Source organism: Xanthobacter autotrophicus ATCC 700552, assembly GCF_043194565.1.
Taxonomy (GTDB): domain Bacteria; phylum Pseudomonadota; class Alphaproteobacteria; order Rhizobiales; family Xanthobacteraceae; genus Xanthobacter; species Xanthobacter autotrophicus_F.
The window spans coordinates 161,907-187,842 of the sequence record NZ_JBAFVS010000006.1; the positions used below are offsets into that span (position 1 = coordinate 161,907).

The 25,936-nt window shown below is 68.3% G+C and carries 22 protein-coding genes and 2 tRNA genes; 17 read left to right on the top strand and 7 right to left on the bottom strand.

The annotated features are described in order from the left end of the window. Positions 1-38: 38 nt before the first annotated feature. Together mgtE and V5F48_RS08875 are read right to left on the bottom strand one after the other, a co-directional pair. Positions 39-1,451 carry a magnesium transporter gene (mgtE, locus tag V5F48_RS08870; protein ID WP_394109405.1) on the bottom strand — a complete coding sequence of 471 codons (1,413 nt, stop codon included), beginning with the start codon at positions 1,449-1,451 and terminating at the stop codon, positions 39-41. A gap of 249 nt (positions 1,452-1,700) precedes the next feature. Beyond that, positions 1,701-2,519, bottom strand: a complete 819-nt coding sequence (locus tag V5F48_RS08875) for a pentapeptide repeat-containing protein (protein WP_394258395.1) — start codon at positions 2,517-2,519, stop codon at positions 1,701-1,703. 226 nt (positions 2,520-2,745) lie between these two features. On the opposite strand from V5F48_RS08875, the gene V5F48_RS08880 reads away from it, so the two are divergent. After that, on the top strand, positions 2,746-3,528 hold the full coding sequence (locus V5F48_RS08880) for a polysaccharide deacetylase family protein (protein ID WP_394258396.1): 783 nt from the start codon (positions 2,746-2,748) through the stop codon (positions 3,526-3,528). Between the two features lie 120 nt (positions 3,529-3,648). On the opposite strand, the gene V5F48_RS08885 is transcribed toward V5F48_RS08880, so the two are convergent. After that, positions 3,649-3,733: transfer RNA gene (locus V5F48_RS08885), tRNA-Leu, on the bottom strand. Between the two features lie 418 nt (positions 3,734-4,151). On the opposite strand from V5F48_RS08885, the gene lipB reads away from it, so the two are divergent. After that, entirely contained in the window at positions 4,152-4,886 is a 735-nt protein-coding gene (gene lipB, locus V5F48_RS08890; RefSeq protein WP_394258397.1) for a lipoyl(octanoyl) transferase LipB, read from the top strand. A gap of 273 nt (positions 4,887-5,159) precedes the next feature. Here the strand turns inward: lipB and alaS are convergent, their stop codons facing one another. Together alaS and recA are read right to left on the bottom strand one after the other, a co-directional pair. Further along, complete coding sequence (alaS, locus tag V5F48_RS08895; RefSeq protein ID WP_394258398.1) at positions 5,160-7,817, bottom strand: alanine--tRNA ligase; 2,658 nt, start codon at positions 7,815-7,817, stop codon at positions 5,160-5,162. 183 nt (positions 7,818-8,000) lie between these two features. Continuing rightward, on the bottom strand, positions 8,001-9,086 hold the full coding sequence (recA, locus tag V5F48_RS08900; RefSeq protein ID WP_394109401.1) for a recombinase RecA: 1,086 nt from the start codon (positions 9,084-9,086) through the stop codon (positions 8,001-8,003). A 311-nt stretch (positions 9,087-9,397) separates the two neighbouring features. Here recA and V5F48_RS08905 point away from each other — a divergent pair, with 311 nt between their 5' ends. The 15 genes from V5F48_RS08905 (at position 9,398) to V5F48_RS08975 (ending at position 23,570) form a co-directional block, all read left to right on the top strand. After that, on the top strand, positions 9,398-10,615 hold the full coding sequence (locus V5F48_RS08905; RefSeq protein ID WP_394258399.1) for an ABC transporter substrate-binding protein: 1,218 nt from the start codon (positions 9,398-9,400) through the stop codon (positions 10,613-10,615). A 109-nt stretch (positions 10,616-10,724) separates the two neighbouring features. Then, complete coding sequence (locus V5F48_RS08910; RefSeq protein ID WP_394258400.1) at positions 10,725-11,783, top strand: phosphotransferase family protein; 1,059 nt, start codon at positions 10,725-10,727, stop codon at positions 11,781-11,783. A 30-nt stretch (positions 11,784-11,813) separates the two neighbouring features. Further along, positions 11,814-13,076: an acyl-CoA dehydrogenase family protein gene (locus tag V5F48_RS08915; protein ID WP_394258401.1), complete on the top strand. Its 1,263-nt coding sequence runs from the start codon at positions 11,814-11,816 to the stop codon at positions 13,074-13,076. Between the two features lie 19 nt (positions 13,077-13,095). Continuing rightward, positions 13,096-14,067, top strand: a complete 972-nt coding sequence (locus V5F48_RS08920) for an NADPH:quinone oxidoreductase family protein (RefSeq protein WP_394258402.1) — start codon at positions 13,096-13,098, stop codon at positions 14,065-14,067. Positions 14,068-14,162: 95 nt separating this feature from the next. Continuing rightward, the gene (locus V5F48_RS08925; RefSeq protein WP_394258403.1) at positions 14,163-15,731 is read left to right on the top strand and encodes a class I adenylate-forming enzyme family protein; all 1,569 of its coding nucleotides are present in this window, start codon (positions 14,163-14,165) and stop codon (positions 15,729-15,731) included. Between the two features lie 135 nt (positions 15,732-15,866). Then, complete coding sequence (locus tag V5F48_RS08930) at positions 15,867-16,652, top strand: FadR/GntR family transcriptional regulator (RefSeq protein ID WP_394258404.1); 786 nt, start codon at positions 15,867-15,869, stop codon at positions 16,650-16,652. A 206-nt stretch (positions 16,653-16,858) separates the two neighbouring features. Then, positions 16,859-17,530, top strand: coding sequence for a TetR/AcrR family transcriptional regulator (locus tag V5F48_RS08935; protein WP_394258405.1), 672 nt, complete (start codon positions 16,859-16,861; stop codon positions 17,528-17,530). 27 nt (positions 17,531-17,557) lie between these two features. Continuing rightward, positions 17,558-18,529 (top strand): NAD(P)H-dependent flavin oxidoreductase, encoded by a 972-nt coding sequence (locus V5F48_RS08940; protein ID WP_394258406.1) that lies wholly within the window; start codon positions 17,558-17,560, stop codon positions 18,527-18,529. A gap of 437 nt (positions 18,530-18,966) precedes the next feature. Beyond that, positions 18,967-20,151 carry a lipid-transfer protein gene (locus V5F48_RS08945; RefSeq protein ID WP_394258407.1) on the top strand — a complete coding sequence of 395 codons (1,185 nt, stop codon included), beginning with the start codon at positions 18,967-18,969 and terminating at the stop codon, positions 20,149-20,151. Further along, positions 20,151-20,594, top strand: a complete 444-nt coding sequence (locus V5F48_RS08950; protein ID WP_394258408.1) for a MaoC family dehydratase N-terminal domain-containing protein — start codon at positions 20,151-20,153, stop codon at positions 20,592-20,594. The genes V5F48_RS08945 and V5F48_RS08950 overlap by 1 nt, the downstream gene beginning before the upstream one ends. 9 nt (positions 20,595-20,603) lie before the next feature. Continuing rightward, a complete protein-coding gene (locus tag V5F48_RS08955) occupies positions 20,604-21,047 on the top strand; it encodes a MaoC/PaaZ C-terminal domain-containing protein (RefSeq protein ID WP_394258409.1) in 444 nt (147 codons plus the stop codon). Positions 21,048-21,058: 11 nt separating this feature from the next. Next, positions 21,059-21,883 carry an SDR family NAD(P)-dependent oxidoreductase gene (locus V5F48_RS08960; RefSeq protein ID WP_394258410.1) on the top strand — a complete coding sequence of 275 codons (825 nt, stop codon included), beginning with the start codon at positions 21,059-21,061 and terminating at the stop codon, positions 21,881-21,883. Positions 21,884-21,980: 97 nt separating this feature from the next. Further along, a complete protein-coding gene (locus tag V5F48_RS08965) occupies positions 21,981-22,940 on the top strand; it encodes a PDR/VanB family oxidoreductase (RefSeq protein ID WP_394258411.1) in 960 nt (319 codons plus the stop codon). A 163-nt stretch (positions 22,941-23,103) separates the two neighbouring features. Next, on the top strand, positions 23,104-23,304 hold the full coding sequence (locus V5F48_RS08970) for a hypothetical protein (protein ID WP_394258412.1): 201 nt from the start codon (positions 23,104-23,106) through the stop codon (positions 23,302-23,304). Positions 23,305-23,493: 189 nt separating this feature from the next. Then, positions 23,494-23,570: transfer RNA gene (locus tag V5F48_RS08975), tRNA-His, on the top strand. Between the two features lie 145 nt (positions 23,571-23,715). On the opposite strand, the gene V5F48_RS08980 is transcribed toward V5F48_RS08975, so the two are convergent. Both V5F48_RS08980 and V5F48_RS08985 read right to left on the bottom strand, forming a co-directional pair. Further along, positions 23,716-25,131, bottom strand: coding sequence for an amidase (locus tag V5F48_RS08980; RefSeq protein WP_394258413.1), 1,416 nt, complete (start codon positions 25,129-25,131; stop codon positions 23,716-23,718). 109 nt (positions 25,132-25,240) lie between these two features. Then, positions 25,241-25,936 carry a cyclase family protein gene (locus tag V5F48_RS08985; protein WP_394258414.1) on the bottom strand — a complete coding sequence of 232 codons (696 nt, stop codon included), beginning with the start codon at positions 25,934-25,936 and terminating at the stop codon, positions 25,241-25,243.

The following is a 25,936-nucleotide window of genomic DNA, read 5'->3' on the forward strand; positions in this document are numbered from 1 at the left end:
GCTCGAATCGCAACCCCTGGCGCGACGGCGCCCGCGATCTAGGCGCCGAACCACCAGGTGGCGAGGCCGAGGAAGGCAAAAAACCCCACCGTGTCCGTCACCGTGGTCACGAACACGCCCGATGCCACGGCCGGGTCGAGCTTCAGCCACGAGATGGCGAGCGGAATGAGGATGCCGAACAGGCCCGCCGCCATCATGTTCAACACCAGAGCGCTGGCGATGACGGCGCCGAGCTGCGCATTCGCGAACCACAGTCCGGCGATGAGGCCGAGCAGGCAGGCCAGCGCCAGCCCGTTGAACAGCCCCACCAGCACCTCGCGCGAGACGATGCGGCGGGCATTGTGGCTGGACAATTCCTTGGTGGCGAGCGCGCGCACCGCGACCGTCATGGTCTGGGTGGCGGCATTGCCCCCCATGGAGGCGACGATGGGCATGAGCACCGCCAGCGCCACCATCTTCTCGATGGTGGCCTCGAACAGGCCGATGATGGAGGCGGAGATGAAGGCCGTGCCGAGATTGATCACCAGCCAGGGAAAGCGGCTCTTGGCCGTATAGGCGACGCTGTCGGAGAGCTCCTCGTCGCTGCCCACGCCGGCGAGGGCGCGCAGGTCCTCGTCGGCCTCCTCCTGGATCACGTCCACCACGTCGTCGATGGTCATGACGCCCACGAGCCGGCCCGCATCGTCCACCACCGGGGCCGAGACCAGATTGTAGCGCTCGAACATGCGCGCCACGTCTTCCTGGTCGTCGGTGGCCTTCACGCCCTTCAGGTGCTCGGTCTTCACCTGGGTCACGAGCATGGTGCGCCGGGTGCGCAGCAACCGGTCGAGGGAAACCGAGCCCACCAGCCGGTAGGCCGGATCCACCACGAACACCTCGTAGAAGGTCTCCGGCAGGTCCGGCGTCTCGCGCATGTAGTCGATGGTGCGGCCCACCGTCCAGAACGGCGGCACGGCGATGAACTCGGTCTGCATGCGCCGGCCGGCGCTGTCCTCGGGATAGTCGAGGGAGCGCCGCAGGGCCACCCGCTCGGGCGCCGGCAGGTGCTGCAGCACCGCCGCCATCTCTTCCTCGTCGAGATCTTCGAGGATGTAGACGGCATCGTCCGAATCGATGTCGCGCATGCCGCGCGCGATGGTGAGCGGCGACAGCCCGCGCAGGATGCCGAGGCGAACCGTCTCGTCCAGCTCGGTCAGCGCGGTGAAGTCGAAGGCGGGACCCAGCAGCTCGATGAGCCGGCGGCGTTCGTCGCCGTCCAGCTCCTCGATGAGGTCGCCCATGTCGGCTTCATGGAGATCGCCGGTGAGCGCCGTCAGCCGGTCCACATCGCGCGCGGCGATGGCCTCGCGGATGGCCTCGCGGAAGCCGTCGGCCAGGGTGCCGTCGGCGTCGCGGACTTCGGGCGCGGCATCCGCACCTTCAGCGACAGGCGCGTCGGCATCCTCGCGCATGGGGTCCTCCCGGTCTTCGAGGCGGGGGTCGGGTGCCCGCTCCGCTCAAGGGTTCGGGCACGGGGTCGGGGATCTGGGGCAGGAAGTCCCGCCAAGCAACAGGGACGGATCGGCACCCGTCCGTCGCTCTAGAGGGAAGGCAGCCGTTTGTGAAGCCTTATCCGGAAGATGCCGCAGCCCTATGGCCCGGGCGGCAGCCCTGCCCGCAGCGCCGGACTTCTGATCCGCCCTTTGGGCGGCCTCGCGCAATCAGCGAAGTGCGGGGCGCACGGCGAGGTCGAGGTTCCTGACCCGGTCGAAGCCGATGGCTTCATCGAGGCCGCGCAGGTCCAAAAGGCGTGCCGAGTTCACGTCCGCACCGGTGAACATGGCGCCGGCGACCGTCGCCCCGGTGAGGTTCGCGCCGCCGAGCTCCGCTCCCGTGAGATTCGCGCGGGACAGGTCCGCGCCGGACAGGTCGGCATATTCGAGCATGGTTCGTCCAAGATTGGCGCCGGTAAGGTCGGCCCCGGCAAGATTCGCCGAGGTGAGGTCCCCGCGCATCAGGCCCATGGACTGGTTGCGCATGTCCGCGGAAAGGTCTGCCCCCGCCAGCCGGGCACCCGCCAAGCTGGCGCCAGTGAGATTGGCGGTGATGCGGGCGCCGGCGAGATCCGCCCGATCGAGGCGCGCACCGATCATCTGGGTACCGAAGAGGCTGGCGCCGGCCAGATGCGCATCGCTGAGGTCCGCGCCCATGAGCCACGCCTGATCCAGCACCACGCCGTCCAGGCGCGCGCCCATGAGCCGGGCCTTGTTGAGGCGCGCGGTGCGCAACCGCGCGTGGCGCAAGTCGAGACCCGAAAGATCCAGGCCGTTGAGCTGCTTGCCCGCGAGATCGGCGGGATGCTCGAGCGTGGCGGCGGCGAGAAGGGCGATCACCTCGTCCCGTGTCATCTCGGCCTGCGTCATCGCCGGGCCCTGCATGTCGGTATGCCTCAGAAGGCCCTGTGTCCGGGCGCCGGAGGCGGGCAGGACCGCCAACGTGGCAGATACGACGATCCGAGCGAGAAGGTTGGCATGGCGCACGGCATCCTCCACATGTTCGTTGGGCTGTTATTCGCCACAAAGGCGTGGAATTACAGCCGCCCGGTATCACGGCTGTGTGTGCCGGCCCATGGCGCGACAGGGACGGCCCTGCCCCGTCGGGCTGACGCGAAACACCCGGGAGCGGGCATGACACAGTCCGGGCCGAACGCGGGCACAACACCCCTTGCTCCCGCGGGGTGAACGAAAGGACCACGCGGAAAACGCCATGACAGCCTCCCTGCGGCGCGCCGCAACGCTTGGTCTCTTCCTTCTTGCGGCCGCCGGCTCAAGCGCGCACGCCGCCTCCCCCTGCCCCGGGCGCGCCGACGCCCTGGGCACCGCGCGCGTTCTGGAACTTGACCCCAGGGGCGTGCGGGTGGGGACGAAGTCGTTTCCCGGCACCCTGCCGCTGGCGCCCGGGGAGGTGGTGCTCACCTTCGACGACGGCCCCTGGCCCAAGACCACAGTCGCCATCCTCGACGCCCTGAAGGCGGAGTGCGTCCACGCCACCTTCTTCCTCATCGGCGAGAACGCGAAGGCGCGGCCCGAGCTGGTGCGCCGCGCCCTGGCGGAGGGCCACACCATCGCCCACCACACCCTGACCCATCCCGCCGCGACCCTGGCCAAGATGCCGTTCGAAGCGGCGGTGAAGGAGATCGAGCGCGGCATCGCCGCCGACGAAGCGGCCGCCTATGGCGCGAGCGGGCCGACGCCGCGGGTGCCCTTCTTCCGCTTCCCCGGCTTCGCCTCGACGCCCGATCTACTCACCTTTCTGGATGGCAAGGGCATCGCCGTGTTCGGCGCCGATTTCTGGGCCAGCGACTGGAACGTGATGACCCCCGAGGCGGAGCTCGACCTGGTGCTGAAGCGCCTCGATGCGGCCGGCGGCGGCATCGTGCTGTTCCACGACACCAAGACCTACACCGCGGCCATGATTCCCGCCTTCCTGCGCGCCCTCGCCGAGCGCGGCTACAAGGTGGTGCACATGGTGCCGAAGGCGCCTGAGTGAGACGCATAGGGGCCCAAACGAGGCGGAACCAAAACGAGGTGGAGCCAAAACGAAAAAGGCGGCCCGAAGGCCGCCTGTTTCGTGGCTTGCACGCCGTGCGCTGCAAGCGCACCAATCCACTGGTGCGGACGAGAGGACTCGAACCTCCACGGGTCTCCCCACTAGCACCTCAAGCTAGCGCGTCTACCAATTCCGCCACGACCGCAGTCAGGGATGGCTCCGTCCGGGGGTTCCTGTAAGGACCGCTCCCAGCCGGGGGCCATCGTCTAACAGATCGTATTGGCGGCTACAAGTGTCTCCCGCGCCCCCCGCGCAATCCGCCTCCAGCCTGTGGATGACGCATCCCAGCGGGCGGGCCGCATCCGATCGGGTTGAGGCCGCCATCGGGGAATTGGGCGCGAAACCAGAGAGGACGCCAGCCTGTCCCGTCAGCCTGACCGCAAGGTGGCACGGGATGCCTGGCGGTGTCCCCGTTTGAAATGGAGCACCATTGCCACCCCCCTCCCGCTTGCGGGGGAGGGGTCGATTGTGCGCCCAGTCGGAGCGGCAGAGATTCAAACCGAGACCCCACGGGAAGCTTTGAGGACTGGACCCCGCGGCGCGATGGATTAAAGCATCTGTCCATGACCGCCTCCGCCCCCCGCGCCAGCCTCGAAACCCAATTCCAGCCGACCGGCGCCGACGCCCCGGCCGTGGACTGGGCCGTCAGCGACGGCCCCATTTCCTACCCCGCCGCGCTCGCCGCCATGGAAGCACGGGTCGCCGCCATCGCCGAGGGCGCCGCGCGAGAGTGCGTGTGGCTGCTGGAGCACCCGCCGCTCTACACCGCCGGCACCAGCGCCCGCCCCGAGGACCTCGTGGACGCGCGCTTTCCCGTCTACGAGACCGGGCGCGGCGGGCAGTTCACCTATCACGGCCCCGGCCAGCGCGTGGCCTATGTGATGCTCGACCTGAAGCGCCGCTCGCCGGACGTGCGGCGCTATGTGAGCGCGCTGGAGGCGTGGATCATCTCAACCCTGTCGGCCTTCAACGTCACCGGCGAGCGGCGGGAAGACCGGGTCGGCGTCTGGGTCCGCCAGCGCGGCGGCGGCGAGGACAAGATCGCCGCCATCGGCATCCGGGTGCGGCGCTGGGTGACGTTCCACGGCATTTCGCTGAACGTGGAGCCGAACCTGTCCCATTTCGGCGGCATCGTGCCCTGCGGCGTGCGCGAGCACGGGGTGACGAGCCTTGCCGACCTCGGCCTGCCGGTGAGCATGGGAGAGGTTGATTCGGTGCTGCGCGTGGCTTTCGAGGCGGTCTTCGGACCGACAGTGCCGGCCGCGGCGCCGACCACGGTGGCGGAGACGGAAGGCTAGGTCGTTTTCGAGCGAAGTGGATACCGGTTCGCGCAAAGAAAACGCGTAAACTCAATGACCTAGAGCATTTCCCCGATTCAGTGAAACGGGGAAATGCTCTAGTATTTCGACCGCGGCGGATGGAACCCATCTGTCCCGATCGAGCCGCAACTCTTTGATCGACTATAGATTTTCCGTTCGCCTTGGCGCACGGCAAGCGCATCCGGATGGAGGACGCCGCCAGGCGCCCTCCCCTGCACCCGCAGGTGGGAGGCCCGGCCGCCGGCCAAGGGTTCAGCCGGCCAGCGCCGCCGCAATGGCGTCGAGGGCGGCTTCCGCCTTGGCGCCGTCCGGTCCGCCGGCCTGGGCCATGTCGGGCCGGCCGCCGCCGCCTTTTCCGCCGAGGGCTTCGGAGCCCAGGCGCACCAGCGCGACCGCGTCGAAGCGAGCGGTGAGATCGGCGCTGACACCCACCACGATGCCGGCCTTGCCGTCGGAGGTCACGCCGACGATGGCGACCACGCCGGACCCGATCTGCTTCTTGCCCTCGTCCACCAGGCCCTTGAGATCCTTGATCTCGATGCCCTCCACCCGCCGGGCGAGGAGCTTGATGTCGCCCACCGTGCGCACCGCATCGCCCGACGCCTCGCCGCCGCCGCCACCCATGGCCAGCTTCTTGCGGGCGTCCGCCAGTTCGCGCTCGAGCCGGCGCCGATCCTCCACAAGGGTCGCGACCCTCGCTTCCACCTCGGCGACGGGCGCCTTGAGCACCGCAGCTGTCCCCGCCAGGGCGGCGGAGGCGGCATTGAGGTGTCGGCGCGCGGCATCGGCGGTCAGCGCCTCGATGCGCCGGACGCCGGACCCCACGGCGCCTTCCGACACCACCGAGATGAGGCCGATGTCGCCGGTGCGCTTCACATGGGTGCCGCCGCACAGCTCCACCGAATAGGGTGCGCCGTTGCCGTCATCGGTGCCCATGGAGACCACGCGCACTTCGTCGCCGTATTTCTCGCCGAACAGCGCCCGTGCGCCCGAGGTGATGGCATCGTCCACCGCCATGAGGCGTGTTTCCACCGGCTCGTTGCGCAGCACGAAGCGGTTGGCGATGGTCTCCACCTCGGCGAGCTCCCCGCCGCTGAGGGGCTTGGGGTGGGAGAAATCGAACCGCAAACGGTCCGGTGCCACCAGCGAGCCCTTCTGGGCCACATGGTCGCCGAGCACGCGCCGCAGCGCCTCGTGCAGCAGGTGGGTGGCGGAATGATTGGCACGCACCGCGGCCCGGCGATGGTGATCCACTTCCAGCACCAGCGCGGTGCCGCGCTTCAGGGTGCCGGCCTCGACCTTCACCTCGTGGACGAAGAGATCGCCGAGCTTCTTCTGGGTGGCCACCACCTGAGCGACAATGCCGCCCTCCCCGCTCAGGCGCCCGGTATCGCCCACCTGGCCGCCAGATTCGGCATAGAACGGCGTCTGGTTGAGGATGACGAGACCCTTCTCGCCGGCGGCGAGGCTGTCCGCCACCGCCCCGTCGCGCACCAGGGCCGCGACAACGCCCTCCGCCTTCTCGGTCTCGTAGCCGAGAAACTCGGTGGCCCCCACCTCGTCGCGCACGGAGAACCAGAGCGTATCGGTGGCCGCCTCGCCCGAGCCGGCCCAGCTCGCCCGGGCCTCCGCCTTCTGCCGCGCCATGGCGACATCGAACGCCGAGGTGTCCACCGAGATGCCGCGGGCGCGCAGGGCGTCCTGGGTCAGATCGAGGGGGAAGCCGTAGGTGTCATAGAGCTTGAACGCCACGTCCCCGGGGAACTGCCCGCCGGACGTCAGCCCCGTGCTCTCCTCCTCCAGGATGGAGAGGCCGCGCTCAAGGGTGCGACGGAAGCGCGTCTCCTCCAGCAGCAAGGTCTCTTCGGCAAGGGATTCGGCGCGCACGATCTCGGGATAGGCCCGGCCCATCTCCCGCACCAGGATCGGCACCAGGCGATGCATCAGGGGATCCCTGGCACCCAGCAGCTGCGCGTGGCGCATGGCCCGGCGCATGATCCGGCGCAGCACATAGCCGCGCCCCTCGTTGGACGGCAGCACCCCATCGGCCGTCAGGAAGACCGACGCCCGCAGGTGGTCGGCGATGACGCGGTGGCTCGCCTTCTGCGGACCGTCCGGGTCCACCGAGGTCAGTTCGGCCACCTCGGCGATGAGGGCGCGCATGAGGTCGGTGTCGTAATTGTCGTGCACGCCCTGGAGCACGGCCGAGACGCGCTCAAGCCCCATGCCGGTGTCGATGGACGGCCGCGGCAGCGCCAGCCGCTCGCCCCCCGGCAGCTGCTCGAACTGCATGAAGACGAGGTTCCAGATCTCGATGAAGCGGTCGCCGTCCTGATCCGCCGAGCCGGGCGGCCCGCCGGGCACGTGCGGGCCATGGTCGAAGAAGATCTCCGAGCAGGGACCGCAGGGGCCAGTGTCGCCCATGGACCAGAAATTGTCGGAGGTGGGAATGCGGATGATCTTGTCGTCGCCAAGGCCGGCGATCTTCTTCCACAGGCCGTAGGCTTCCTCGTCCTCGCTGAAGACGGTGACCACGAGGCGGTCGCGCGGCAGATCGAAGGTGCGGGTGACGAGGTTCCAGGCGAGCTCGATGGCCCGATCCTTGAAATAGTCGCCAAACGAGAAATTGCCGAGCATCTCGAAGAAGGTGTGATGCCGCGCGGTGTAGCCCACATTGTCGAGATCGTTGTGCTTGCCGCCGGCGCGAACGCACTTCTGGGACGACGCGGCGCGGGAATAGGGCCGCTTCTCGACGCCGGTGAAAACGTTCTTGAACTGCACCATGCCCGCATTGGTGAACATGAGCGTCGGGTCGTTCTGCGGCACGAGGGGCGAGGAGGCGACTGCCTCGTGGCCCTCTTTGACGAAGTAGTCGATGAAGCTCGACCGGATCTCGTTAACGCCGCTCATGTGCCGGCCACAATCCTTCGGTGCCGGTCCCAGCGCGGAAGCCGGCTCTGGTGATCGCTTCGCGCCAGCGCCGCCCGAAGGCCCGCCGCGCGGTTCCGGCAAGGGCGAAATGACGCCCGCCGGAACCGGGTTCGTTTAGCGATGGGTACGCCGCTTGTCCAGAAACGCCTCGGCGATCCCCGCTCAGGCGTCGGCCGGATCGCCGTCGGCATCGTCCTCCGGCGTTCCGGCAAGGATCTTCTCGGCGATGAGGCCGGCGTTCTGGCGGATCGCCGCCTCGATGCGGCCGGCTATCTCCTGGTTCTGCTTCAGGAAGGTCTTGGCGTTCTCGCGGCCCTGGCCCAGGCGCTGGCTGTCGTGGGAAAACCAGGCGCCGGACTTCTCCACCACGCCGGCCTTGACGCCGAGATCGAGCAGTTCGCCGGTCTTGGAGATGCCCTCGCCGTACATGATGTCGAATTCCACCTGCTTGAAGGGCGGCGCAAGCTTGTTCTTCACCACCTTCACGCGGGTCTGGTTGCCCACCACCTCGTCGCGCTCCTTGATCATGCCGATGCGGCGGATGTCGAGCCGCACCGAGGCATAGAATTTGAGCGCGTTGCCGCCGGTGGTGGTCTCCGGCGAGCCGTACATGACGCCGATCTTCATCCGGATCTGATTGATGAAGATGACCATGGTGTTGGACTTGGAGATGGAGGCGGTGAGCTTGCGCAGCGCCTGGCTCATGAGGCGCGCCTGCATGCCCGGCTGGCTGTCCCCCATCTCGCCGTCGAGTTCGGCGCGGGGGGTGAGCGCGGCCACCGAATCAACCACCAGCACGTCGATGGCGCCGGAGCGCACCAGCGTGTCGGCGATCTCCAGCGCCTGCTCGCCCGCGTCGGGCTGGGAAATGAGCAGCTCGTCCAGATTGACGCCGAGCTTGCGCGCATAGATCGGGTCGAGGGCGTGCTCGGCATCGATGAAGGCGCAGGTGCCACCCCGCTTCTGCGCTTCCGCGACCGTGTGCAGCGCCAGCGTGGTCTTGCCGGAGGATTCCGGTCCGAAGATCTCGACAACCCGCCCCTTGGGCAGGCCGCCGATGCCGATGGCAATATCGAGCCCGAGCGAGCCGGTGGGAATGCTCTCGATTTCCAAGGCCTTGCCGCCCTTGCCGAGCCGCATGATCGAGCCCTTGCCGAAGTGCCGCTCAATCTGGGAGAGAGCGGCATCCAGCGCCTTGGTCTTATCCATGGAAGAACCTTCGACGAGTCTGAGTGTCGACTGAGTCATCGCCGCGCTCCGGTGCTGGCGCAAGGGGAAATGAGAACGCAGCACATGTACATGCTTTGTTCTCAGTTCGCAATATGTTCTCACCCCAAGACACCGGACTGAAACGTCCGCGCGGCAAGCGCCCGTAGCGAATACCCGGAAGCGCCCGTGGCGCACACCCAGCCAGGCACCTTGCCTGACGCCCGCCGGCGCTGACCCCAAAGCATCAATCCCCGCTTGACACACGCTGCCTCCGATCAATAATCGGATTGTCGGACAAACAGAATAACGACACTCGAAGAGGCGTCGAGGGCGTCCGCGGGGAGGAAAGCATGGCAATGAAACCGTTTTTCGCGGGCCTCGTCGGCGCGGCGCTGCTGGCGGCTGCCGGCACGGCTATGGCGCAGGTGCCGGCGCGGGGCATCAAGGTCGGCGTGCTCACCGATCTCAGCGGCGTCTACACCGATCTCGTGGGGCAAGGCTCCATCGAAGCCGCCAAGATGGCGGCGGAGGATTTCGGCGGCACCATCGACGGCAAGCCCATCACCATCGTTTCGGCCGACGGGCAGAACAAGGCGGATGTGGGCGCCTCCATCGCCCGGCGCTGGATCGACGAAGAGAATGTGGACGTGATCGTGGACGTGCCCAACACGGCCATCGCCCTGGCGGTCCAGGAGATCACCCGCGCCAAGAACAAGGTGCTGCTGAACACCAGCGCCGGCTCCACCGTCTTCACCAACAAGGCCTGTTCGCCCACCTCGTTCCACTGGGTCTATGATTCCTACGCCATGGCCAATGGCACCGCCCGCTCGGTGGTGGCCGAGGGCGGCGACAGCTGGTATTTCCTGACCGCGGACTATGCCTTCGGCCAATCGCTGGAGCGCGACGCCTCCGAGGTCGTCCGCGCCAACGGCGGCAAGGTGCTGGGCTCGGTGCGCCACCCGCTGAGCAATGCGGATTTCTCATCCTTCCTGCTGCAGGCGCAGGCCTCCGGCGCCAAGGTGATCGCGTTCGCCAACGGCGGGGCGGACCTCATCAATTCCATCAAGCAGGCCAATGAGTTCGGCATCGACGGCGACAGGCAGCGCCTCGCCGCCATGGTCATCTTCATCACCGACATCCACGCCCTCGGCCTCACCCAGGCCCAGGGCCTGCTGCTGACCAGCGGCTTCTACTGGGACATGGATGCGCAGAACCGCGCCTGGTCCGAACGCTGGGCCAAGCGCATGGGCGGCCGCAAACCCACCATGCTGCATGCGGGCGTCTATTCGGCGGTGCTGCATTTCCTGCGCTCCGCCAACGCCGCCCATTCGGTGGAGGGCCATGTGGTGGCCGACAAGATGCGCGAATTGCCCATCGACGATTTCTTCGCCCGCAACGGCTCCATCCGCCCCGACGGCCGGATGATCCACGACATGTATCTGGCGCAGGTGAAGACGCCGGCCGAATCCAAGGCGCCGTGGGACTATCTGAAGATCGTCCGCACCATTCCGGCGGCGGACGCCTTCCAGCCCCTGTCGCGCAGCGAATGCCCGCTGGTGAAGAAATGAGCCGGCAGCCGGGGGGCGCGCGGCGCATCCCCAGCCCTCATTCTGGGAACAAGACCGCTTTCCCGGTCGCCTTGGGACGCGCTCCCGGCTGCCTTTGACGCGAGGAACCATGCCAGTCGCACCCACGCCTGTCGCAGCCCCACCGGGGTCGGCCGCCGCAGGTTTCGATGCCCCCACGCTGGCGCGCCATCTGGCCGCCGCCGTGCCGGGCTTCTGCGGGCCGGTGGAGGTGGTGCCCATCTCCGGCGGGCAGTCCAACCCCACCTATTTCGTGGATAGCCCCAGCCACCGGCTGGTGCTGCGCAAGCAGCCGGGCGGGCCAGTCTTGCCCTCGGCCCATGCGGTGGACCGTGAGCACCGCATCCAGCACGCCCTCGCCGACAGCGACATGCCGGTGCCGCGCATGGTGCATTTCTGCGCCGACCCAGCGGTCATCGGCACGCCCTTCTATGTGATGGAGCGGCTGGACGGCCGGGTGTTCGGCGACTGCGGCCTAGCCGCCGCCCCGGTAGCGGAGCGCAAGGCCATGTATCGCAGCGCCGCGCAGATGCTGGCGCGGCTCCATGGGGTGGATTGGCGCGCCGCGGGCCTCGGCGATTATGGCCGGCCGGATGGCTATTTCGAGCGGCAGGTGGCGCGCTGGACCCGCCAGTGGCAGCAATCCCGCACCCGCGAGCTGGCGGAGGTGGACCAGCTCATCGACTGGCTGCCACGCCACTTCCCCCCCTCCGGTGCCGCCACCATCGCCCATGGGGATTTCCGCATCGGCAACCTCATGTTCCACCCGGTAGAGCCCCGGGTCATCGCCGTGCTGGACTGGGAACTCTCCACCATCGGCGATCCCATGGCGGACGTGGCCCATTTCGGCGTCACCTGGGACACGAAGCCGGACGAATACGGCGGCCTCAGGGGCATCGACCTTGCCGCCGAGGGCCTGCCGGACAGGGGCGATTTCCTCGGCTGGTATGGCGCCGCCGGCGGCCGGGCGGAAGACTTCGTGCCATTCCACCGGGTGTTCGCCCTGTTCCGCTTCGCCGTGATCTTCGAGGGCATCTCTGCCCGCGCCAGGAACGGCAACGCCGCCTCCGAGGGCGCCGAGAGCGTCGGCCGCCTGTCCGAGAATTACGCGCGCCGCGCGGTGGAACTCATCTCCACCGGCGCCGCCTGAGGCCCGCCTGCGGGAACAAGGAAGATCAAGATGGATTTCGCTTATTCCGACAAGGTCGAGGGCCTGCGCGAGCGCGTCAGCGACTTCATGGCGGCGCACGTCCTGCCGGCCAACACCCAATGGCACCGCGAGGTGGAGGCGGGCCGCTATCCCCTGGATCTGGTCGAGCGGCTGAAGGCGAAGGCCTATTCCGACGGCCTGTGGAACCTGTTCCTGCCCGCCCTGAAGGACGACGAGCCGGGCACCCGCCTCACCAATCTCGAATATGCCCCGCTGGCGGAGATCATGGGGCGCATTCCGTGGGCGGCGGAAGTGTTCAACTGCAACGCGCCGGACACCGGGAACATGGAGATCCTCCACATGTTCGCGACGCCAGCCCAGCGCGAAGCTTGGCTTTTGCCGCTGCTGGAGGGGCGCATCCGCTCCTGCGTCGGCATCACCGAGCCGGACACGGCCTCCTCCGACCCCACCAATCTGCAGACCACCATCCTGCGCGACGGCGGCGACTACGTCATCAACGGGCGCAAGTGGTTCACCACCGGCGCCAAGCATCCCAACACCCGCTTCGTGATCGTGATGGGCCTGTCCGATCCGCGCCCGGAGGCCGATCCCCACGCCCGCCATTCCATGGTCATCGTGCCGTTCGATGCCCCCGGCGTGCGGCTGGTGCGGGATGTGCCCATCATGCACCACCACGCGCCCGAGGGGCATTGCGAGGTGCTGTTCCGCGACGTGCGGGTGCCGGCGGAAAATCTCCTCGGGCAGGAGGGACAGGGCTTTGCGCTGGCCCAGGCGCGGCTCGGCCCGGGCCGGGTACATCACTGCATGCGCACCATCGGCCAGTGCGAGCTGGCGCTGGAGCTGCTGATGGAGCGCGCGCTGGAGCGGCGCACCTTCGGCCGCCACCTGTCGGACTATGCCAACATCCAGGACTGGATCGCCCAGTCCCGCATCGAGATCGACCAGCTGCGCCTGCATGTGCTGCGCGCCGCATGGCTCATGGACAAGGCGGGCAACCAGGCCGCCCGCATCGAGGTGTCCGCCATCAAGGTGGCGGCGGCGCGGGTGCAGACGCAGGTGGTGGACCGCGCCATCCAGGTGTTCGGCGCCATGGGCCTCACCCCCGACACGCCGCTCTCCTATCTGTGGACCTGGGGCCGGGCCATGCGCTTCATCGACGGGCCGGACGAAGTGCACCTGCGCACCATCGCCCGCGACGAGCTGAAGAAGGCCAAGGCCCGGCGCGGCAGCACCGCGGCTTATCTCGTCACGCCCAGCGCTCATGAGGCGTGAGAGCGGAAAGGGATCCCCCATGCGCAGCTGGCGCGTCCATGAGATTACCGAAGACGGCGCCATGGTGTTCGGCGACGGACCGGACCCGCGCGCGACCGGCGACGGCTGCGTGGTGCAGGTGGCGGCGGCCGGGGTCAATTTCCTCGACACGCTGATGATCCGCGGCCGCTACCAGGTGAAGCCGCCCCTGCCCTTCACCCCCGGCATCGAGGTGGCGGGCACGGTGGTGGAGGCCGGGCCGGAGAGCCCGTTCCGCCCCGGCGACCGCCTGTGCGCGCTCCTGGACCACGGCGGCTTCGCCGAGCGAGCGGTGGTGCCGGCGCTGGGCGCGCAGAAGCTGCCCAACGACTTCCCGTTGCGCGAGGCTGTCGCCCTGCCCGTGATCTATCCCACCGCCCATCTCGCTCTGCGCCACCGCGCCGGCCTGAAGGCGGGGGAGACGGTGCTGGTGCATGCGGGCGCGGGCGGCGTCGGGTCCGCCGCCATCCAGTTGGCGCGCCATTGGGGGGCGCGGGTGATCGCCACCGCCGGCGGGCCGCAGAAGACAGCCCTGTGCCGTGCGCTCGGCGCCGACGAGACCATCGACTATGCCGCCGAGCCGCTGGTGGAGCGGGTGCGCGAACTGACCTCCGGCCGGGGCGTGGATGTCATCGTCGATCCGGTGGGCGGCAAGGTGGCGGTGGACAGCCTCAGGTGCCTCGCCTGGGGCGGGCGGCTGGTCATCGTCGGCTTTGCCGGCGGAGCGGTGGCGGACCTGCCTTCCAACCGGCTCCTGCTGAAGAACGCCGCCGCCATGGGCGTCTATTGGGGCGCCTACCGCCAGCATCATCCCGAGCTGGTGGGCGCCCTGTTCGACGAACTGTTCGCGCTGCGCCGGACCGGAGCCATCGCCCCGCTCATCCGCGATGTCTTCCCGCTGGGTGAGGCGCCCGCCGCGCTGGCGGCGCTGGCGGGTCGGCGCACCGTGGGCAAGGTGGTGCTGGAGCCGTGAGAGGCGGGTGGCCTCGCATAACGTTATTCGAACGCCAGCGGACGGGTCCCGCGAAGCGGCCGCAAGTGCCGCGCGGGGTCCGCCGGGAGGAAGCCATGATCAGACACGAAGTGCATTTCGGCCGCGTCGTGCCGTGCTTCATCGACCGCCCGCCCAGCGTCGATGCCCTGTTCCGGGCCTGGGCGGCGCGCACGCCGGATGCGCTCGCCGTGGTGGATGGCGAGCGGCGCGTCACCTACGGCGCGCTCGACGCGGCGGTGGAGCGGCTGGCGGACGGGCTCTTCGCCCATGGCGTGCGCAAGGGCGAGCGCGTCGCCACCCTGGTGGGCAATCACCTGGCGGTGGTGGAGCTGTCGCTGGCCTGCGCCCGCATCGGCGCCATCCATGTCACCCTCGACATCCGCCAGCGGCGGCCGGAGATCGCCCATATCCTCGCCCAGAGCGGAGCCATGGCGCTGGTCCACGACGCCGCCTGCACCGGCGAACTGCCGGACGGCGCGGACGTGCCCGAGCTGCGCCACCGCTTCGTCTCGGGCGGCAGCGCCCCCGGTTCCGTGCCCTACGAGGAGCTGTTCACGCAACCGGCGCCCGACCGCGCCACTGAGATCTTTGAAGAGGACCCGTTCTGCATCCTCTACACCTCCGGCACCACCGGAAAGCCCAAGGGCGCGGTGCTGACCCATCTGGGCGTCATCCATTCCGGCCTGCATTACCGTTATGCGCTGGGACTGGAGCCGAGCGACCGCACCGTGCTCGCGGTGCCCAATGCGCACATGACGGGGCTGGTGGGCGTCATCCACGGCACGCTGGCGGCGGGGGCGTGCCTCATCCTCATGGGCCAGTTCAAGGCCCGGCTGTTCCTGGAACTGGCGGCGCGGGAAAAGCTGACCGCCGCGCTCATGGTGCCGGCCATGTACAATCTGTGCCTGCTCGATCCGCTGTTCGAGCAGCTGGATCTGTCCAGCTGGCGCATCGCGGCCTTCGGCGGCGCCCCCATGCCGGAGGCCAGCGCCCGCCGGCTGAAAGAGAAGAGCCCCAGGCTCACCCTGTTCAACGTCTACGGCGCCACCGAGACCAGCTCTCCCGTCGCCATCCTGCCCCGCGATGCTCCGCCGGAGCGGCTGGACAGCGTGGGCCGGGTGATGCCCTGCATCGACCTGAAGGTCATGGACGAGGACGGCCGCGAGGTGCCGCCCGGCATGGCGGGCGAATTGTGGATCGCCGGCGCCTCCGTCGTACCCGGCTACTGGCGCAATCCCGAGGCTGATGCCACCGCTTTCATCGGCGGTTACTGGCGCTCGGGCGATGTGGGCTCCATGGACGCCGAAGGCTACCTCAAGGTGTTCGACCGCAAGAAGGACATGATCAACCGCGCCGGCTACAAGGTCTATTCGGCCGAGGTGGAGAGCGTGCTGGTGTTCCATCCGGACGTGAGCGAAGCCGCCGTGGTGGGCTATCCCGATCCCGTGCTGGGCGAGCGGGTGGAGGCCTTCGTGGTGGCCGGCGCCGATCTCAGCGTGGACGAGCTGCGCCGCTTCTGCGCCGCGCGGCTCTCCGACTACAAGGTGCCCGATCGCGTCACCATCCTGCCGGACGGCCTGCCGCGCAATCCCAACGGCAAGGTGATGAAGAACGTGCTGCGCGAACGCGCGGCGGCGGGCTGAAGTGGACCGGCCCCCCTCTCCCGCTTGCGGGAGAGGGTTCGCACGGATGACCCGCCGCCTCGACAGGATTTGCCAGGCAGCCTATGTCAGGATGAGGCCCCGATGGCCGCCAATGCGGGACGAGAGCGAGGACAGATGGCGCAGACGAAGGAGGCGCGCGAGGCCGGAATGGCGGAACCTTCTTCCGTGTTCGCGCCCATCACCCCCGCACCGGCCTACAAGCTGGTGGCGGACGCCATCGAGCGCCAGATCGTCTCCGGCCGGGTGCGCCCCGGCGATGCCCTGGGCACCGAGGCGGAACTGGTGCGCCAGTTCGGCGTCAACCGCTCCACCGTGCGCGAGGGCATAAGGCTGCTGGAACAGAGCGGCCTGATCCGGCGCGATTCCAGCCGCCGGCTGTTTGCCGCCGTGCCCCATTACGACCGGTTCGCCGGGGGCATCAGCCGCGCCTTCGTGCTCAACGAGATCACCTTCCGCGAGCTGTGGGAATCCACCATGGCCATCGAGACCGCGGTGGCGGAGCTGGCGGCGGAGCGGATCACGGACGACATTCTGGCCGAGCTGGATGACAACATGAAGAAATCGGAGAAGGCGCTGAAGAAGCCCTCCGAACTGGCGCTGCTCGACATCGAGTTCCACGACATCCTCGCCCGCGCCTCCGGCAACCGCGTGCTGCAGTTCGCCCGCGAGCCGGAGAACAAGCTGTTCTTCCCCACCACCGAGATGCTGTTCCGGCGCAACGCCCATGCCGCCGAGCGCAACAAGGCGGCCCACGCCGCCATCATCGAGGCCCTGCGCACGCGCGACAAGGCCCAGGCGGTGCTCTGGATGCGGCGGCACATCACCGATTGGAAGCGCGGCTTCGAGCTGATCGGCAAGTCCATCGACCAGGCCATCGACAGGACCTACGCCGAGGATTGAACTTCCCAACAGCCAGCTGGGAAAAGCCTGGCTGGGCAATGCTCCGATGGTCAAGGTTCCATCCCAATCCGTCATGGCCGGGGTGATTGCGGCTATGCGCTTCCGTGCATTCCCTTGACCGTAAAGTTACTCATGAGTAACATCTATTCTGGCAGGTCGGACAGCATCCCGCCTGCCGTCCTCCCTTTCCCAGCCGGACCTTGGCGATGGCGCCTCCAAAACAGACCGACGCCGCGCTGGCAGCCCCCTCGCCCTGGCGCTCCCCCGCCCAGCGCGGGCGCGACCGGGCGCTGAAGCGCGAGGCGGTGCTGAAGGCGGCGGCGCGGCTGTTCAACGAGAAGGGTTTCCACGCCACCTCGCTGGACGACGTGGCGCGGCAACTGAACGTCACCAAGCCGACGCTCTATCATTACTTCCGCAGCAAGGACGACGTGCTGTTCGAATGCTGCCGCATGGGGCTGGAGATGATCGAAGCGGCGGCGGCGCCGGTTCCCGGCTCAAATGCCGGCGGCCTCGAACGGCTGCGGGCGCTGATGGAGAAATATGCCGAGGCCATGACCATGGATTTCGGCATGAGCATCACCCGCACCCCGGACACCGCCCTCTCACCCGAGAACCGCGCCGAGCTGCGGCGCCTGAAATCGCAGATCGACCGGGCGCTGCGCGGCGTCATCCAAAGCGGCATCGAGGATGGCTCCATCGCCCCCTGCGATGTGCGCACCGCCGCCTTCGCCATCGCCGGGGCCCTGAACGCCATCGCCCATTGGTACCAGCCCGGCGGCCCGCTCTCGCCGGCCGAGATCGCCCGCCAGACCGCCGATTTTCTCATCCAGGGGCTCGCGCCGCGCGCCCCCAAACGACGCCAGCCCCGGCGCTGAGCCTCGCCCCATAACGGAGGACACCCCATGGCCCTGCCTGCCGCGTTCCGCGACCTTGCCATCCCGGCCATCGCCTCGCCCATGTTCCTGGCCTCCGGCACCGACCTGGTGGTGGAGGTGTGCCGCAGCGGCCTGGTCGGCACCTTCCCGGCCCTCAATGCGCGCACCAGCGAAGCCTATGCGGCCTGGCTCGGCGAGATCGAGGACCGGCTCGCCGCGGCGGCACAGTCCGGCCCGCGCCCGGCGCCCTATGGGGTGAACCTCATCGTCCACAAGTCCAACCCGCGCCTTGCCGCCGATATCGAGCTGACGGTGAAGCACAAGGTGCCCCTCGTCATCACCTCCCTCGGCGCCGTGCCCGAGGTGGTGGAGGCAGTCCACAGCTATGGCGGCGCCATCTTCCACGACGTGGTCAACATGCGCCACGCCCGCAAGGCGGCAGAGGCGGGCGTGGACGGCATCATCGCCGTGTGCGCGGGGGCAGGCGGCCATGCGGGCACCCTCAGCCCATTCGCCCTCATCCCCGAGATCGCCAGCTTCTTCACCGGCACCATCATTCTGTCCGGGGCCATGAGCACCGGCCGCCACATCGCCGCCGCCCGCATGCTCGGCGCCGACATGGCCTATCTGGGCACCCGCTTCCTCGCCACGCGGGAATGCATGGTGCCCGACGCCCAGAAGGAGATGGTGGTCGGGGCCAGCGCCGACGACATCGTCTACACCCCCAAGGTCAGCGGCATACCGGCGAATTTCCTGCGCCAGAGCCTCGCCGCCGCCGGCATCGACCTCGACCAGCCGAAGCATGAGGGCGGCCTGGACATGGCCAGCGAGGCCAAGGCCTGGAAAAACGTGTGGTCCGCCGGACAGGGCGTCGGCTCGGTGCGCGCGGTGCTGCCCGCCGCCGAACTCTGCCGCGAGTTGATCGCGGAATACCACGCCGCCCGCCGCGAAGTGGTGCAGGAGGAGGCCGCCGCCGCCCACTTCACCCCCGCCGCCTGAGAGGCTGGAACCCCCTCTCCCCTTGCGGGAGAGGGTCGGGGTGAGGGGTGTGGTGCGGCGCCCTCAGCGGGCAGGCATTTTCGCATGGTGGTGACCCCTCACCCCCAACCCCTCTCCCGCAAGGGGAGAGGGGGACATGCCGTTGGCTTCCACGCGGACCTGCGGGAAAAGGCGAGGCTAGCCCTTGCCCTGCCCTCCAGCGCGCCAAAGGCGGCAATAGCCGCACCCTGGCGGAAAGAACGTCCATGATGAGTAATCGAAGCAGACTTTCAAACTGAAAGGGCACCGCCTTTGCGGACGTGTTGACAAGGCCATGGGCGGCTGAAATAGTTTGTCGGACAAACCGATAAATGGCTCAGTATCGGACAGGCGGTGGCGCGGTCGCTCTGCCCGCTCGCAGCCCACCATCGACACAACACCAAATTCAGGGGAAACGCATGGCACAGGTGGTGGTCGGCGGGGTGGGCATGACGTGCTTCGTGAAGCCGAGCGAAAGCCCGAGCTACGTGGCGCTGGCCGGCGAGGCGATCCGTAGCGCGCTGGCGGACGCCGGCATCGACTATGCCAAGGTCCAGCAGGCCTATGTGGGCTATGTCTACGGCGATTCCACCAGCGGCCAGAAGGCGCTCTACGGCGTCGGCCTCACCGGCATCCCGGTGGTGAACGTGAACAACAATTGCGCCACCGGCTCCACCGCCCTGTGGCTGGCCCGCAATGCGATCCTGTCGGGGCAGGCCGAGTGCGTGCTGGCGCTCGGCGTCGAGCAGATGCAGCCGGGCGCCCTGGTGGAGCACTGGAAGGACCGGCCGGGGCCGCTGGAAGACTTCATCAAGGTCACCACCGATGTGGCCTATGACGGCGACGTGCCCATGGCGCCGAAGATGTTCGGTGGCGCCGGCATCGCCCATCAGAAGAAATACGGCACCAAGGACACCACCTTCGCCGCCATCCGCGCCAAGGCGAGCCGCCATGCGGTCCACAATGCGCGCGCCATCTTCCGCAAGGAGGTGAGCGTGGAGGAGGTGATGGCCTCGCCTCAGGTCACGCGCCTGCTCACCCGCCTGCAATGCTGCCCGCCCACCTGCGGCGCGGCGGCCGCCATCCTGTGCACGCCGGAGTTCGCGCGGCGGCACGGCATCGACACCACCGTGGCCATCGCCGCCCAGGCCATGACCACGGATTTTCCCTCCAGCTTCGAGCCGGACCTGATGCGCGTGGTCGGCTACGACATGACCGGCGCCGCCGCCGCCTCGGTCTGGGCCCAGTCCGGCCTCGGCCCCGACGACGTGGACGTGGCCGAACTGCACGACTGCTTCACCGCCAACGAGCTGATCACCTATGAGGGCCTCGGCTTCTGCCCGGAGGGCGGGGCGGAGAAATTCATCCTCGACGGCGACAACACCTATGGCGGCAAGGTGGTCACCAATCCTTCTGGGGGCTTGCTCTCCAAGGGCCATCCGCTGGGGGCCACCGGACTGGCGCAATGCTTCGAGCTGACCGGCCAGTTGCGGGGAGCCATGGCGGCGCGGCAGGTGGAGGGCGCGCGGGTCGCACTCCAGCACAATCTGGGCCTCGGCGGCGCCTGCGTCGTCACGCTCTATATGGCGGACCGGGGCGCGTGATGATCGACCGCAGCTTCATCGGCCATGTCTTCGATCCGTTCACGGTGGAGGTGGAGAAGGGGCGCATCCGCTTCTTCGCCCGCACCATCGGCGAGACCAATCCCGTGTTCACCGACGAGGCGGCCGCCCGCGCGGCCGGCTATGCCTCTTTGCCGATCCCGCCGACGCAATTGTTCTGCCTGGAGATGGACGGGCCAGACCCCTTCCTCTTCTTCAACCGCCTCGGCCTGGATTTCGCGCGGCTGCTGCACGGCGAGCAGTCCTTCGCCTATCAGCGGGTGGTGTGCGCCGGCGAGCGGCTGACCTTCACCCAGAAGGTGGCGGACATCTACGACAAGAAGAACGGCGCGCTGGAATTCGTGCTGCGCGAAACCGCCGTGGACGACGAGGCCGGCCGGCGCGTCGCCGACCTGAAATCCACCCTCGTGATCCGCAACGGCTAGGGCAGACCCATGAGCACCTCCCCTGCCCTCGCGGCCGGCCATACCTTTTCAGTCGGCGACACCTTCGCCACTCTGCAGCTTGCCCCCGTCACCCGCACCCAGCTGGCGCTCTATGCCGGCGCGTCGGGCGACCACAACCCGATCCATATCGACATCGATTTCGCCCACGCCGCCGGGGAAAAGGACGTGTTCGCCCAGGGCATGTTCGTGATGGCCGCCCTCAGCCGCCTGCTGACGGCCAACGCGCCGCTCACCGCCCTGCGCTCGTTCAGCACGCGGTTCCTCGCCATGACCCGCCTCGGCGACCGCCTCACCCTGACCGCGACGGTGGCCGAGCTGTTCGAGGCGGAGGGGGAGCCGCGCGCGCGCCTCGACCTGACGGTCCGCGACCAGAACGGCGAACAGAAACTTGCGGGCGCGGCGATCCTCGCGCTCACGTCCCAGAACAGCTGAAGGGCGCAGTCATGACGAAGCTTACGGGCAAGGTCGCCTATGTGACCGGGGCCGGCCGCGGCATCGGCCGCGCCATCGCCCTGAAACTGGCGGGCGAAGGCGCGCGCCTCGTCCTCAACGATCTCGACGCGGAGCCCGTGGAGGCGGTCCGGGCCGAGATTCTGGCGCTGGGCGGCGAGGCCATCACTGTCCCGGGATCGGTGACCGCCGAGGGCTTCGCGCAGAGCTTCATCGATGGCGGCATCGCGGCGTTCGACGGCGTGGACATCATCGTCAACAATGCCGGCTACACTTGGGACAGCCTGATCGGCAAGATGAGCGACGCGCAGTTCGACGCCATCCTCGACGTGCACCTGAAGGCGCCGTTCCAGATCCTGCGGGCCGCCGCCGAGCCGATCCGCATCCGCGCGGCGCAGGAAGCCACCGAGGGGCGCGAGGTATTCCGCAAGGTGGTGAACATCTCCTCCATCGCCGGCACCGGCGGCAACATGGGGCAGGCCAATTATGCATCGGCGAAGGCGGGCGTCATCGGCCTCACCAAGACGCTCGCCAAGGAGTGGGGACGCTTCAAGGTGAATGTGAACTGCGTCGCCTTCGGCCTCATCGAGACGCGGATGACGGCGGCCACCGAGACCAAATCGTCCATCACCGTAGAGGGCAACCAGGTTTCCATCGGCCTGCCGCCCAAGGTGCTGGACGGCTTCCGCAGCCTCATCCCCCTCGGCCGCGCCGGCACGCCGGAGGAAGCAGCGGACGGCGTCTATCTCTTCTGCGCGCCGGAATCCAACTATGTCAGCGGGCAGGTGCTGGTGGTCGGCGGCGGCATCTCGTTCTGATACCGGCAACCCGTCGCGCCCGGCCGCCCCGGGAAAGTTGGCCCCGACCTTGCGTATTGCTCTTCAACAGCGTTCCGCGCGGATGAAGAGGTCAGCAATGTCGGACGAAGCCCTGCAGTCGGTGGTCGTGGCCAGAAAGACGGTCGAGGCCGAGAACATGGTCTCCTTCGAACTCGTCCCCGCCGAGGGCGGCGAACTGGCGCCCTTCACGGCGGGCGCGCACGTGGATGTGACGATCCCCGGCGGCCTCATGCGGCAGTATTCCCTGTGCAACAGCGCCAGCGAGCGGCATCGCTACGTGATCGGCGTGTGGCAGGATGCCAACAGCCGCGGCGGCTCCAAGGCCTTGTTCCAGCAGGTGAACGAAGGCGACCGCCTGCAGGTGGGCGAGCCGCGTAACCGCTTCGAGGTACCGCGCGACGTGAAGCGCGCGCTGCTGTTCGCCCGCGGCATCGGCGCCACGCCCGTGCTGTCCATCGCCGACCACCTGAAGGCGAAGAACATCCCGTTCGAGTTCCACTATCTGTTCGCCGGCGGCTCGCCGGGCTCGTTCCGCGCCACCATCGAGGCCTCGACCTTCGCCGAGAATACCACCTTCTATTTCGAGGCCACCGAGCCGCGCCTCAACCCGGCGACCCTGCTCGCCGACCGGCCGGACGATACCCACCTGTTCCTGTGCGGCGTGGACTGGTGGCTTGATCCGGTGATCGCCAACGCCCAGCAGAAGGGCTACGGCGTCAACCGCATTCATGTGGAGCGCTTCACCGCCAAGGCCCCGCCGCCGCTGCTGGACAAGGTGTTCGACGTGAAGATCGCCAGTTCCGGCAAGGTCATCAAGATCCCCGGCGATCGCTCTGTCACCGCCGCGCTGGAGGAAGCCGGCGTGAAGGTGCCCACCTCCTGCGAGCAGGGCGCCTGCGGCACCTGCAAGGTGAAGGTGCTGGAAGGCGAGGTCGACCACCGCGACAAGCGCCTGAAGCCCGAGGAGAAGGCCCAGGGCTATTTCCTCGCCTGCGTGTCGCGTGCCAAAGGCGACCTGCTGGTGTTGGATTTGTGACAATTCCACTTCGGGCGGCTTCGCGTTTCATGGACCCTCGTTTCTTGGACCCGCGAAGCCGCTCTCGAAGTCGAGTTCGCGCATTTGCTTCATGCGAACAGGTTTCCATTTCGCTTGAAGACGCTTCACGCCCGTCACGGCCACAGCGCAAGGAATGAGCCCCATGGTTTCCGAAGAAGACGTTTGGCGGACCGCCTTCATCATCGCCGACCAGTACGGACCCGAGGGCGTGGACTTCGCCCAGCGCATGGCCGAGAGCTTCGAGATCGGCGGCAAGATGGAGGAGCACCGCGCGTGGGCCTCCATCACCGCCAAGGTGGCGACGCTCACCGCCGAGGATTCCGGCTTCACGCGCCCCAACTGACGGCGCCCGCACCTTCAGTTGCCCCCCGGCACCCTGCGGCTCTGGCGCGCAGGGCCTTCCGGCATGGGCGAAGGTCCAGCAGCGGGGCCGAAAATCCCCTGTGATTTGCGTGCATGCGGCCCCTTGAATTTGCCGGGTCGTGCGCGTAGGTTCCGCGCTCTCCGCCGCTACCCTTGGTCTCGGCGATGTGCAGGTGTAGCTCAGTTGGTTAGAGCGCCGGTCTGTGGAACCGGAGGTCGGTGGTTCGAGCCCACCCACCTGTACCACATCAAGCCCACCCTCCCAGACAGCAACATCCGCTCGGCAACAGCGGCTCAGCGTCATCCGCTCAGCATCATCGGCCAACCGCCGCGCACGGGCCGGCGGCGATGGAGCGCCGCAAAGCGGACCCACGCGGGGGCGGGTCTCGGTTTAAACGGAAGGGCTGTCGGCGGGCGGGCGGTTGTAGCCTGGCGACTGGGCCCGCTCGAAAGCCGCCGCCGCGCGCACCACATCGTCCTCGCAATATGAGCGCCCGACAATCTGGAGGCCGATGGGCATGCCGTCCGGCGAGAGGCCGGCGCACACCGCCCCGGCCGGCTGGCCGGTGAGGTTGAACGGATAGGTGTAGAACACCCAGGAGACGAGGTTGCGGTCCTCCAGCCCCTCGGGCAGGTTCCGGCCGGCTTCCAGCGCGCTCACCGGCAGCACCGGCGAGATGAGCAGGTCGTAGCGCTCGAAGAACAGCCGCATCTTCTCGCGCAGGGCGTAGCGGGCGAAGACGCTGGCATAATAGCTCTTCATTTCCTGGTCGAGCGCCGGCATCAGGATCTGCGCCACCGCCGGGTCCAGCAGGTCGCGCCGGTTTTCCAGCACGTCGCGCAGGCGGGTGCCGACGCCGGCATAGAATTCCGCGGTCCACAGGTCGGCGGGATCGGTGTCGAACACCTGGTCCACCTGATCCACATGGCAGCCCAGCGCCTCGAAGGAGCGGGCGGCGCGGTCGGTGGCCTCGATCACCTCGGGCGCGGGGCGGGCATAGCCGAAGGTGGGGCTGTAGGCGACGCGCATGCCGGCCACCGAGGCGCGCGCCGCGCCCATCACGTCCGGCACCGGACCGGCGACGGCGAAGGGATCGCGCCGGTCGTGGCCGGCCACGGCGGAAAACAGCAGCGCCGCGTCCGTCATGGAGCGGGCGATGGGTCCCACATGGGCCAGCGTCGGCGTCGCCGAGGTGGGCCATACCGGCACCCGGCCGAACTGGCCCTTCAGGCCCGCAAGCCCGCTGAAGGCGCAGGGGATGCGGATGGAGCCGCCGCCATCGGTGCCCAGGGCGAAGGGGGTGATGCCCGCCGCAACGGAAGCCGCCGCCCCGGCGCTCGATCCGCCCGGCGTCATGGCGAGGTTCCACGGGTTGCGGGTGATGCCGGTGAGCGGGCTGTCGCCGATGGGCTTGCAGCCGAACTCGCTGGTGGTGGTCTTGCCGATGAGGATGCCGCCCTCAGCCTTCGCCCGCTCCACCGCCGGGGCGTCCACATCGGCGATGTTGTCCGCCATGGCGCGGGAGCCGGAGGCATAGCGCACCCCCTTCACCGCCATGAGATCCTTGGCGGAAAACGGCAGGCCGTGGATGAGGCCGAGTGGCGCGCCCGCCATCACCGCATCCTCGGCAACGCGGGCGGCCGCCATGGCTTCCTCCTCCAGGATGACGAAGAAGGCGTTGAGGGTGGGCTGGGTGGCGATGGCGCGGTCGAGGGCGCGCCGCGTCAGCTCCACCGGCGAGACCTCGCGCTTGGCCACGAGCGTGCGCAGGGCGAGGGCGCTCAGGGTGTCGAACTCGGCGGACATGAAGCTTCTCCGGCGCAGGACCCAAAGCGAGTGCTGCTGGATGGCCGACAGTGACCATCCAACAGACCCATACGTCTCGGTCAGGGCATGATGAGACGCATTCGCAAGATCAGTTGAGCACGGCGAAGGCGCGCACCGGCGAACCCGACCCGCCCTTGAACTTCAGCGGCACGCCGAAGAACTGGAACTCGCCCTTGCCCACCAGTTCCTCCAGGTTCACCAGCCATTCCCAATGGCTCATGCCGAGTTCGCGGCACAGGCGATGCTGGGCGAAGATGTTGTCGGTGGGCTTGTCGGTGGAGGGGCCCTCGACGCCCTGCATCATCGAGCCGCGCGCGTAGAGCCACTTGGTGGCTTCCACCGTCAGCAGCGGGTTCTTCCAGACGGAATCCAGGCTCGGATAGTTGCGGGCGTGGAAGCCGGTGCACAGCAGCACGATGTGGCCATCCACCTTCACCCCGGCGGCTTCCTCGGCCTTCTCCAAATCGTCGTCGGTGATGTCGCCGAGGTCCGGGATGTGGCGCAGGTCGAAGCACACGGCCTTGCCCATGAACATGTCGAGGGGCATCTCGTCGATGGCGGCGCCGTCCGGCTTCACATGGCGGTAGGCGTCCACATGGGTGCCCACATGGTCCAGCATGGCGATGAAATTGGTCTGGAAGGTCATGGCGTCGCCGGGCACGCCGAGACCGAAGGCCTTGGAGCTTTCGTGGCTGAGGTGGGTGGTGATCACCGGGCGCTGGAACAGCTTGTGGGCGGGCATATTGTCTTCGATGAGCAGGCTGAGGTCGACAATTCTGGACAT